At 71.5% G+C, this 9,976-nt stretch carries 8 protein-coding genes, 1 tRNA gene and 1 pseudogene; 5 read left to right on the top strand and 5 right to left on the bottom strand.

The window, feature by feature from the left end; translation table 11 throughout:
• Together Q0R63_RS13115 and Q0R63_RS13110 are read right to left on the bottom strand one after the other, a co-directional pair.
• Positions 1-156 (bottom strand): annotated as a pseudogene (locus Q0R63_RS13115) (aminotransferase class I and II); the annotation flags it as partial.
• Between the two features lie 29 nt (positions 157-185).
• Positions 186-1,466 (bottom strand): MFS transporter, encoded by a 1,281-nt coding sequence (locus Q0R63_RS13110; RefSeq protein ID WP_295697926.1) that lies wholly within the window; start codon positions 1,464-1,466, stop codon positions 186-188.
• Positions 1,467-1,692: 226 nt separating this feature from the next.
• Here Q0R63_RS13110 and Q0R63_RS13105 point away from each other — a divergent pair, with 226 nt between their 5' ends.
• Positions 1,693-2,229, top strand: a complete 537-nt coding sequence (locus Q0R63_RS13105) for a YbhB/YbcL family Raf kinase inhibitor-like protein (protein WP_295697923.1) — start codon at positions 1,693-1,695, stop codon at positions 2,227-2,229.
• A gap of 15 nt (positions 2,230-2,244) precedes the next feature.
• On the opposite strand, the gene Q0R63_RS13100 is transcribed toward Q0R63_RS13105, so the two are convergent.
• The 3 genes from Q0R63_RS13100 to Q0R63_RS13090 all read right to left on the bottom strand — a co-directional run bounded on the left by Q0R63_RS13100 (position 2,245) and on the right by Q0R63_RS13090 (position 7,050).
• The gene (locus tag Q0R63_RS13100; protein WP_295697921.1) at positions 2,245-3,462 is read right to left on the bottom strand and encodes an acetate kinase; all 1,218 of its coding nucleotides are present in this window, start codon (positions 3,460-3,462) and stop codon (positions 2,245-2,247) included.
• Positions 3,459-5,582, bottom strand: coding sequence for a phosphate acetyltransferase (gene pta / locus Q0R63_RS13095; protein WP_295697919.1), 2,124 nt, complete (start codon positions 5,580-5,582; stop codon positions 3,459-3,461). Before pta ends, Q0R63_RS13100 begins: the two co-directional genes overlap by 4 nt.
• Before the next feature lie 67 nt (positions 5,583-5,649).
• Positions 5,650-7,050: an MFS transporter gene (locus Q0R63_RS13090; protein ID WP_295697916.1), complete on the bottom strand. Its 1,401-nt coding sequence runs from the start codon at positions 7,048-7,050 to the stop codon at positions 5,650-5,652.
• Positions 7,051-7,158: 108 nt separating this feature from the next.
• Between Q0R63_RS13090 and Q0R63_RS13085 the strand changes: the two genes are divergently transcribed.
• From Q0R63_RS13085 to Q0R63_RS13070, 4 genes are all read left to right on the top strand, one after another.
• The gene (locus Q0R63_RS13085; protein WP_295697911.1) at positions 7,159-8,445 is read left to right on the top strand and encodes an alpha-hydroxy-acid oxidizing protein; all 1,287 of its coding nucleotides are present in this window, start codon (positions 7,159-7,161) and stop codon (positions 8,443-8,445) included.
• Positions 8,446-8,539: 94 nt separating this feature from the next.
• Positions 8,540-8,622: transfer RNA gene (locus tag Q0R63_RS13080), tRNA-Leu, on the top strand.
• Between the two features lie 357 nt (positions 8,623-8,979).
• The gene (locus Q0R63_RS13075; protein ID WP_295697908.1) at positions 8,980-9,453 is read left to right on the top strand and encodes a hypothetical protein; all 474 of its coding nucleotides are present in this window, start codon (positions 8,980-8,982) and stop codon (positions 9,451-9,453) included.
• A gap of 293 nt (positions 9,454-9,746) precedes the next feature.
• A complete protein-coding gene (locus tag Q0R63_RS13070; RefSeq protein WP_295697905.1) occupies positions 9,747-9,932 on the top strand; it encodes a BldC family transcriptional regulator in 186 nt (61 codons plus the stop codon).
• The last annotated feature ends 44 nt before the right edge of the window (positions 9,933-9,976 follow it).

Genomic DNA, 9,976 nt, shown 5'->3' with positions numbered 1-9,976 from the left:
GACGATGATCTCCGCGACGAGGACCTTGACGCCCTGCCCGGCGCCCCGGAACTTCAGGACGTAGGTGCCGTCGTCGCTGGCCTCGACGATCCCCGGGAGCGACCCGCCCTCCCGCAGGGGGGTGACGTAGCGGGTCGCGGTCAGCTGCTCGAGCACCACCTGAGCCTAGGGGAGGGCCCGGCAGCCTAGGGGAGGGCGGGGTGTGGGGGGAGCCGTGGGCCGGCAGCCCGCGACCACCGGCGGCCGATGACGAGCGCGAGGCCGAGGTACCAGAGGGAGGCGGCCCCGAGCACGGCATACGACTTGCCGGTGGGGGGCAGGACGAGGGCGGCGATGACGGTCGCGAGGACGAAGACGGCGTTGAGCGCGACGTCGTAGATGCTGAACACCCGCCCGAGGTAGATGTCGCCGACGACCCGTTGGATGGTCGTGTCGACGCAGATCTTCACCGACTGGGTGGTGATGCCGAGGCCGAGCGCGGAGACAACCACCGCCCAGGGGACGAACAGCGCCGCCGGGACGACCTGCACGACGGCGCCGAGCAGGGCGACGGCCACCAACCAGCGGGCGGTGCCCCAGCGCCGGACGAGCGACGGCGTGATGACCGCCGCGATCCCGAAGCCGACCCCTGAGGCCCCGACAGCCAGCCCGAGACCCGCGAGCCCAGCGGCGCCCGGACCACCGAACTGGTTGCGGTAGAGCAGGACCGTCGCGACGATCATCAGGGCGTAGGGGAGTCGTGTCGCGGTGACGACGCCGAGACCCAGCCGCGCCAGCGGTGGCAGGTGGCGGGCGGCGTCGAGCAGCCCGCGGTAGACGTTCCCGACCGCGTCGCGGACCTCTGCGGTGACCTCGTCGAGGGACGGGCCGAGCGGCGGGAGCCGGGTGGCCGCCAGCGCGGAGAGGGCGTAGACGAGGGCCCCGAGCAGCAGCACGATCGCGTTGCTGCCGGTGAGGCCGTCCACGCCGCCCCCGATCCCGAGCCCCACGAGGTAGGCCAGGCTGCCGGCGGTCGGTGCGACCGCGTTGGCCGTGACGAGCCGGTCGCGGGAGACGACGTGCGGCTGCCCGGCGGAGAGGCCCGCGAGCTGGAAGCGGTTGACGGAGAAGGCGGTGAGGACGAGCAGGTAGAACAGCGGACTGACGTTGTCGCGCTGCACGAGGACAGCGATTCCGAGGAGCAGCACGGTGCGGATAGCGTTGCTCAGCAACAGGATCCGGCGCCTCGACCAACGGTCGAGGAACACCCCGACGAAGGGTCCGAGGACCGTGAAGGGCAGCAGGATGGTGGCGAACGCCGCCGCGATCGCTCCGGCCGTGGGCGCTCGCTCGGGGGAGAAGAGCACCGTGGACGCCAGTGCCGCCTGGAAGATCCCGTCGGACAGCTGGGAGACCAGGCGCACCCCGAGGAGCCTCCGGAACCCGGCGAAGCGCAGGAGGACGACGAGGTCCCGGAAGAACGTCACGGCCGTCAGCCTAGGTCCCGCGACGATGGGCCAGACGCACCTCGGACGAACGGGCGACGCACCCAATCCGCTCCTTGGGCGGCCCCGAACAACTGGTGGGGCGGCCGGTCGCCGGAGCGGGTCATCGATCCGATCGGGCGAACACGGCCCGGCCGCCCCACCTCATCGGCGCCTTCGTGGTGAGGGGTAGCGTGCGAAGCCACGTCCCCGACCTCAAGGAGCTCCCGTGCCCGACCACTCCTACGACCCGTATGCGGCCCTGCCGCAGGTCCCGTCGTTCACCGTCACCTCCACCGACGTGGTCGAGGGTCAACAGCTGCCCAACGACCAGCTGAGCGGCATCTTCGGAGCCGGCGGCAAGGACATCTCGCCGCAGCTGAGCTGGTCCGGATTCCCCGAGGCGACGAAGAGCTTCGCCGTCACGGTCTACGACCCCGACGCCCCCACCGCCGCCGGCTTCTGGCACTGGGCGGTCTTCAACATCCCCGTCTCGGTCACCGAGCTCGCCACCGGCGCCGGCGACGAGGCGGGCAGCGGACTGCCCGACGGCGCGGTCCAGCTCAAGCACGACGGGGGAGTGCGGCAGTTCCTCGGCGCGGCGTCACCGGCCGGCCACGGACCGCACCGCTACTTCATCGTCGTGCACGCGGTCGACGTGGAGTCGCTCGAGGTCCCGGCCGACGCCACGCCGACCATTCTCGGCTTCAACCTCTTCACCCACACCCTGGGTCGGGCGCTGATCATGCCCATCTCCGAGTCCTGAGCGGGGCGCCGGCCCTCACCCTCGGCCGAGGAGCTCGACCACCTGACGGGCGATCTCGAGCTCCTCGTTGGTCGGGACGACGAGGACCGCGACCTCGCTGTCACCGGTCGAGATCCGGTGCTCCCCGGAGGTTGCGGCCGCGTTGGCGACCGGATCCAGCTCGAGGGTCCGCCCGCCGAGGCCGCCGACGCCGTCCAGGGCGGCGGCTCGTATCTCCGGGCTGTGCTCCCCGACCCCGGCCGTGAAGACGACGGCGTCGACGCGGCCCAGCACGGCGGCATACGCGCCGATGTACTTGCGGATCCGGTATGCCGTGATCTCGAGCGCCAGCCGCGCCTCGTCGTCGCCGGCGTCCACGCGGTCGGTCAGGACCCGGAAGTCGCTGTCGCCGATGAGCGCCAGCAGCCCGCTCTCTTTCGTGACCCCCCGGTCGAAGTCCTCGACGCTGATGCCGGCCCGGGCCAGGTGGCCGGGGACGGAGGGGTCGAGGTCGCCAGAGCGCTGCCCCATGACGAGTCCCTCGAGGGGTGTGAGGCCCATCGAGGTGTCGATGCTCCGACCGCCCTCGATCGCGGCCGCGCTCGCACCGGCACCGAGGTGGAGGACGACGAGGTTGGTCTCGGCGACCGGCCGGTCGAGGACGACGGCGGTCCGCCGGGAGACGTAGGCGTAGGACGTGCCGTGGAAGCCGTAGCGGCGCACGCCGTGGACCTCGCGCCAGAGCTTGGGCACGGCATAGGTGTAGGCGTGCGGCGGCAGGGTCTGGTGGAACGCCGTGTCGAAGACGGCGATCTGCGGGGTGTGGGGGAAGTGCTCGGTCGCGCCGCGGATGCCGTCGAGGTGGGCCGGGTTGTGCAGCGGCGCGAGGGGCACGAGGTCGGCGATGGCCTCCCGCACGGCGTCGGTGACGAGGGTCGGAGCGCTGAACCGGTCACCGCCCTGGACCACCCGGTGGCCGACCGCGGCCAGCTCGCTCTCGACCAGGTCCGGACCGTGGTCGCGGAAGGCGTCGACGAGCACGTCGAAGGCCGCTGCCGCGTCGGCGCACGGTGCGCGGCGCCGGTGCGTCTGCCCGTCGCTCCCGGTGTGGGTCGCGTTGTCGCCGAGGTCGTCGCCCGTGCGCCCGATCCGATTGACCAGTCCGGCGGCCAGCGTCGCGCTGGTGTCGGCGTCGATGAGCTGGTACTTCAGCGATGAGGACCCGGCATTGATGACGAGGACGAGGGTGCTCATGCGTGGGATACCGCTGTCGTCGTCGGGGATTGGTGGTCCTCGAGATCTGACGTGGCCGCGGCCTGGATCGCCGTGATGGCGATGGTGTTGACGATGTCGCGCACCAGCGCTCCGCGGCTGAGGTCGTTGACCGGCTTGCGCAGGCCCTGCAGCACCGGGCCGATGGCGACGGCGCCGGCGCTGCGTTGCACCGCCTTGTAGGTGTTGTTGCCGGTGTTGAGGTCCGGGAAGATGAAGACCGTGGCCCGGCCGGCGACGGGGCTGTCCTTGAGCTTGGTCGCGGCGACGGCCTGGTCGACCGCGGCGTCGTACTGGATGGGTCCCTCGACCGACAGCTGCGGCGCCCGTCTGCGGACGAGTTCCGTTGCGGTGCGGACCTTGTCGACGTCTGCGCCGGTGCCGGACACCCCTGTCGAGTAGGACAGCATGGCGATCCGCGGGTCGATGTCGAACTGCCGTGCGGTGGCCGCCGAGGAGATGGCGATGTCGGCGAGCTGCTCGGCCGTGGGGTCGGGGTTGACGGCGCAGTCGCCGTAGACCAGGACCCGGTCGGCGAGGCACATCAGGAAGACGGACGAGACGATCGTGGTGCCCGGCGTCGTCCGCACCACCTCGAGGGCGGGCCGGATCGTGTGCGCGGTCGTGTGGACCGATCCTGAGACCATCCCGTCGGCAAGACCGTCGAGCACCATCATCGTGCCGAAGTAGCTGACGTCGAGCACGACGTCGCGGGCCTGCTCGAGGGTGACGCCCTTGGACGCCCGCAGCGCGGCATACTCCCTGGCGAAGCGTGCGCGCAGCGCCTCGTCCTGGGGGTCGATGAGAGCAGCCGCGGAGACGTCGAGGCCGAGCTGGTCGGCGCGGGTGCGGATGACCGACGGGTCACCGAGGAGGGTGAGCCGGACGACGCGACGGCGCAGCAGCTGGTCCGCCGCTCGCAGGATCCGGTCCTCCTCGCCCTCGGGCAGGACGATGTGGCGGTCGGCCTCGCGGGCCCGGTCGAGCAGCCGGTGCTCGAACATCAGCGGCGTGACGACGGTGCTCGGCGTGACGTCGAGCCGGTCGAGCAGGGCGGCCACGTCGAGGTGCTGCTCCACGAGGGCGAGGGCGGTCTCGATCTTGCGGGTCGCCGACCGGGTGAGCCGGCTCGTCACGGCGGCCAGCCTGGCGGTGGTCTCCATCGTGCCCGAGTCACAGGTGATGACCGGCACGTGGACGTCGAGCCCCTCGATGAGGCGCGAGATCGGCCCGGGGAGGTCGAACCCGCCGTTGAGGACGATCGCCGCCGGGCTGGGGAAGGTCTTGGAGCGGTGGGCGAGGAGCAGGCCGAGGAGGACGTCACCGCGGTCGGCCGGCGCCACGACGATGCAGCCCTCGAGGAGCCGGTCGAGGACGTTGGGCATCGTCATCGCGGCGACGACCAGGGCCAGCGCCTCACGGTCGAGCAGCGACTCGTCGCCGTAGAGCAGGGCTCCGTCGACGGCGGCCATCAGCTCGCGGACGGTGGGGGAGTCGAGGATGGGGTCGGAGGGGATGGCGTATGCCGGTGCGGCGCCGGTGGAGGTCCGGGCCAGAACGGCGAGGGTCGCCGCGAGCTGCGCCGGTGCGACGCGGTTGGCGACGACGGCGAGCACCGCGGCGTGGTGGGCACGGGCCTCGTCCGCGACGACCTCGACGGCGGTCCGGACCTGCTCGGGTGACCGCCCCGCCCCCGTGACGACGAGGATCATCGGCGCATCGAGGTTGGCGGCGATGATCGCGTTGTAGGAGAACTCGGTCGGCGAGGTGACGTCGGTGTAGTCCGAGCCGATCACGAGCATCGCCTCGTGGTCCTGGGCCACCGTGTGGAAGCGGTCGACGATGGTGGACATCGCGGCCTCGGGGTCGGCGTGCACCGCGTCGTAGCCCACCCCCGAGGCGCTGCGTGCCGTGAGGCCGTTCCCGAGGCGTGAGAGCAGGAGATCGAGCACGTAGTCGGCGCTGGGGTCGTCGGTGCGCACGATCGGTCGGAAGATCCCGACCCGCCCCACCCGTCGACTGAGCTGGTCGAGCAGTCCGAGGGCGACGGCCGACTTGCCCGAGAGGCCCTCCGCGGACGCGAGGTAGACGCTCGTGGCCATGGGGTCACGCTATCCCGCTCGGGCCCGACTCCGAGTCGAGCGGGCTCGACTCCGAGTCGAGTGCGCGTCAGGTCGGCGGCGCGGCGGCGCGGTCGTCGCGGATCAGCGCCCACGAGATGGCGCCGCCGACGGCGAGCAGAGCCGCGCAGATCCACATCGCGGTGCCGTAGGCGCGGGAGAACGCCACGGGGCGTTGGTAGTCAGCGCCGGACAGGCCCACGATCGCCGGCAGCGCGGCGACGGCGAGCAGGCTCCCGGCGCGGGCGACGGCGTTGTTGACTCCACTGGCCACACCGGCATACCGGTCGGGGGCGGCGCCGAGCACGGTCGCGGTCAGCGGGGCGACGAGCAGGCAGAGACCGAGGCCGAAGACGGTGATGCCGGGGAACACCCCGAGCCAATAGGAGTCGCCGGCACCGAGCCCCGCGAGGAGGGCGACCCCGACCCCGCAGACGAGCGGGCCGACCGTCATCGGGATCCGTGGCCCGATCCGCGTCGCGAGGGCGCCACCGCGCGAGGCGAGGAACAGCATGAGGACCGTCAGCGGGAGCGTCGAGAGACCGGCCGCGAGCGGGCCGTAGCGCAGCACGGTCTGCAGCTGGAGGGTGAGGAAGAACATCACGGCGCCGAGGGCGGCATACGTCAGCAGGGTCATCAGGTTGGCGCCGCTGAACTGCCGGCTGGCGAACAGGCTCGGGGGCACCATCGGGTGACGGGTGCGGTCCTCGACCACGACGAACAACGCCCCGACCAGCAGGCCGGCCACGATGACTCCCACCGTGCGGAACATGCCCAGTGCCTCGGACTGCACCAGGCCGTAGGTCGTCACCGCGAGCGCGAGCGTCGCGAGGACCGCGCCCGCGGTGTCGAAGCCGTGGACCGCCTCCTCGTCGCGCGTCTCCGGGACGCTGGCGAGAGTCATCCACACCGTCAGCGCACCGAGGGGGATGTTGAGGAGGAAGGCCCAGCGCCAGCTCGCGTACTGGACGAGCCAGCCGCCGACGAACGGCCCGGCCGCCGACGCGATGCCACCGAGACCCGACCACGAGCCGATCGCCTTCGCCCGGTCGAGCGGACGGATCGACGCCTCGATCATCGCCAGGCTGCCCGGTGTGAGGAGCGCGGCGCCGATGCCCTGCACGACCCGGGCGACGATCAGCTGACCGGGGGTCTGGGCGAGGCCACAGGCTGCCGACGCCACGGCGAACCACACGACCCCGACCAGGAAGACCCGCCGCCGGCCGTAGCGGTCACCGAGCGAGCCGCCGAGCAGGATGAGGGCCGCCATCGTGAGCAGGTAGCCGTTGGTGATCCACTGCAGGTCGGTCAGGCTGGCGTGCAGGTCCGCGCCGATCCGCACGAGGGCGACGTTGACGACGGTCCCGTCCAGCATCGCCATCCCCGACCCGAGCACCGCGGCGGTGACGATGCCGCGACCGGTGCGGGAGCTGAGCACGATGCCGGACACCTCGGCAGTGTCGCAGGGCCAGCGAGCCCAGGACCCGAAAAGCGCGTACTTGAGGGCAGAGCGCCCGAGCCCGTATGCCGCGGAAAGAGTGGGCGGTAGCGTGCCAGCGTGACGATCGGCGTCGGGCGACTGCGGCAGAACTCCATCTATCGGGCCGGGGTGCTCGGCCGGCGGCCGCTGGTCCCCACTGACCCGACGGAGCTCGAGGCACGGGCGCGCGCGGCGATGTCGGCGCGGGCGTGGGCCTACGTCGCCGGGGGAGCGGGCGACGGCGCGACGATGCGAGCCAACCGAGCCGCCTTCGACCGGTGGGCGATCGTCCCGCGGATGCTGCGCGACGTCTCGCAGCGGGACCTCTCGGTGGAGCTGCTCGGACGCACCCTGCCGGCGCCGGTGCTCGTGGCGCCGGTGGGGGCCGCGGGTCTCGTGGCCCGCGACGCGGACGTCCTCATCGGGGCCGCGGCGGCCGAGCTCGGGGTCCCCTACATCTTCTCCAACCAGGGCAGCGCGCCGATGGAGGCGACGGCGGCGGCGATGGGCGACTCGCCGCGGTGGTACCAGCTCTACTGGAGCACGGACGAGCAGCTCGTCGACAGCCTCGTCGGCCGGGCCGAGGCGATGGGCGCCGAGGCCCTCGTCGTCACGCTCGACACGACGATGCTGGGCTGGCGGCCGCAGGACCTCAACCTCGGGTCGCTGCCGTTCGCGCGCGGGGTCGGTATCGCGCAGTACACCTCCGACCCCCGCTTCCTCGAGATCGTCCGGGAGCGGGTGGCGAGGGCGTCCGGGGGCGAGAAGCCCTCTGCCGCAGTCACGCTCGGTGCGCTGCGCACCCTCGCGTCGATGGCGCGCGAGACCCCGGGCGGCTTCCTCGACAACCTCCGCTCGCCGATGCCGCGCGCCGCCGTCGAGACCTTCCTCGAGATCTACTCCAAGCCATCGCTGACGTGGGACGACATCGCGACCCTGCCCGGACGGACTCGACTTCCGGTGCTGCTGAAGGGAATCCTCCACCCCGACGACGCGCGTCGGGCCCTCGACCTCGGCGTCGCGGGGATCGTCGTGTCCAACCACGGGGGCCGGCAGGTCGACGGGTCCGTCGCCGCGCTCGATGCGCTGGTCGACGTCGTGGCGGCGGTGGCGGGGCGGGCGCCCGTGGTCTTCGACAGCGGCATCCGCTCCGGCGCCGACGTCGTCAAGGCGGTCGCCCTCGGCGCCACGGCTGTCGCGGTGGGCAGGCCACACATCTACGGACTGGCCCTCGCCGGGCAGGCCGGCGTCCGAGCCGTGCTCGAGAACATCATCGGCGAGCTCGACCTGACCCTCGGCCTGAGCGGGGTCGCGTCCGTGACGGAGCTGCGCGAGCACGGGACCGACGTGCTGCGACGGGTGTGACGGGTGGGACCCGCCGTTTCGTGGATAGCGGCTGCTGCGTGCTACCGTTTCCGGCGCAGCAGGGGGCCTTCCACGAGGCCCTGATGCACACCCTGTCCGGGTGGCGGAATGGCAGACGCGCTAGCTTGAGGTGCTAGTGCCCTAACGGGCGTGGGGGTTCAAGTCCCCCTCCGGACACCGCAGCTCAGCACCTCTTACGACTCAGCCCCTCCTACGACCCAGCCCCTCCGCCGTCGCGGAGGGGCTTTGTCGTGCGTCGGCAGCGCCAGGGCTGCCCTCGGCTCACAGGCTGTGCCCAGAGATCTCCCTGCCGTTCCGCACGTTGCCCGACTCCTGCCACGGCATACCATTAGTCCGAATTGCTCCAATTGGGGTTTCGCGACGGAGGAGGTGAGGCATGGGATCCGTCCGGAGGAACACGTGGGGTGGCAGGCCGCATCCCGATCGGCCTCCCCGCGCTGTTCGGCAGGCGCCTGGGGGCGCTCGGGGTGCAGGACCACCGACCCAGGGGACCCATCACACAGGAGCACCATCATGCGCAGAATCATGGTCGCCGCCGTAGCAGTCCCGTTGATCTTGGCCGGATCGACAGGAACTGCCAACGCCGACACCCCCTCCACAGCTCGGGCCGTCTTCTCCCACAACCTCCTCGGAGCCAGCTCGTTCGCCCAGTCCGGGACCAGCATCAGGGTCACCGGCCTCTACTCCGGCCTCAAGCCGAACCGCGCCTACTTCACCGTGGTCTACGGGAACGGCATCTGCGATCCGGCCCAGGCGTTCCCGGTCGGACCGTTCTGGACCAACCAGAACGGCATCGCGACGCTCGACACGACCGTCACGGCTCCCGCCGGGCTCGTGTCCGGCACCATGTCGATGTCGGTCCGTCGTGGTGACAACCAGACGGACATCGACCACGACGGGAAGAAGGGCCCGACGGACGTCGTCGCGGTACCCGGTCACCCCTCCATCGGTCTCATCGAGTGCAACGGACACCCGACGGTCGGCTGATCGTCGCGATGCCCATCGGGCGCGCGTCCACGGGAGGAACCGTGGGCGCGCCGCCCGGGTCGGCGGGCACGGGTCGACCGCGGAGCGTCTCGCCCAACGGAAATGCCGCTAAAATGGGGCAAAGAGTCGCAGATCGACGGTGCGGACGATTTTTAGTGATCGAGACCACAGATTTTGGGCAGACATTTGCCAAGAAACAGTAAAGGAATGGCAAAAGCCGCGTAGAGTCCTCTCGTAGACAGCCGCGGTGGGGGACACCCGGCGCACCCGATGACTCTGGGGAGAGACTAGACATGATGCAGCACGAGATCCAACACGAGCAGCTCCTGACGCCGCGCGAGGTGGCCTCACGGTTCCACGTCGACCCGAAGACGGTCACCCGCTGGGCCAAGGAGGGCAAGCTCACCGCACGGCGCACCCTCGGTGGTCACCGGCGCTACCTCGACAGCGAGGTCACCCGCCTGCTCGGGGCGCACTGACACTTCACCGCACCGCACCGCGACGGTGACCAAAAGGGTCGCCA

Origin of the sequence: Lapillicoccus sp., assembly GCF_025353065.1 — a bacterium.
Taxonomy (GTDB): Bacteria; Actinomycetota; Actinomycetes; order Actinomycetales; family Dermatophilaceae; genus Lapillicoccus.
This window is presented reverse-complemented; position numbering and strand designations above follow the sequence as displayed.

Excerpts from the sequence above, each read along its gene's own strand:
- pta (WP_295697919.1), bottom strand. The coding sequence starts at position 5,582 with ATGGCCACGAGCGTCTACCTCGCGTCCGCGGAGGGCCTCTCGGGCAAG.
- Q0R63_RS13100 (WP_295697921.1), bottom strand. The coding sequence starts at position 3,462 with ATGAGCACCCTCGTCCTCGTCATCAATGCCGGGTCCTCATCGCTGAAG.
- Q0R63_RS13070 (WP_295697905.1), top strand. The coding sequence starts at position 9,747 with ATGATGCAGCACGAGATCCAACACGAGCAGCTCCTGACGCCGCGCGAG.
- Q0R63_RS13075 (WP_295697908.1), top strand. The coding sequence starts at position 8,980 with ATGCGCAGAATCATGGTCGCCGCCGTAGCAGTCCCGTTGATCTTGGCC.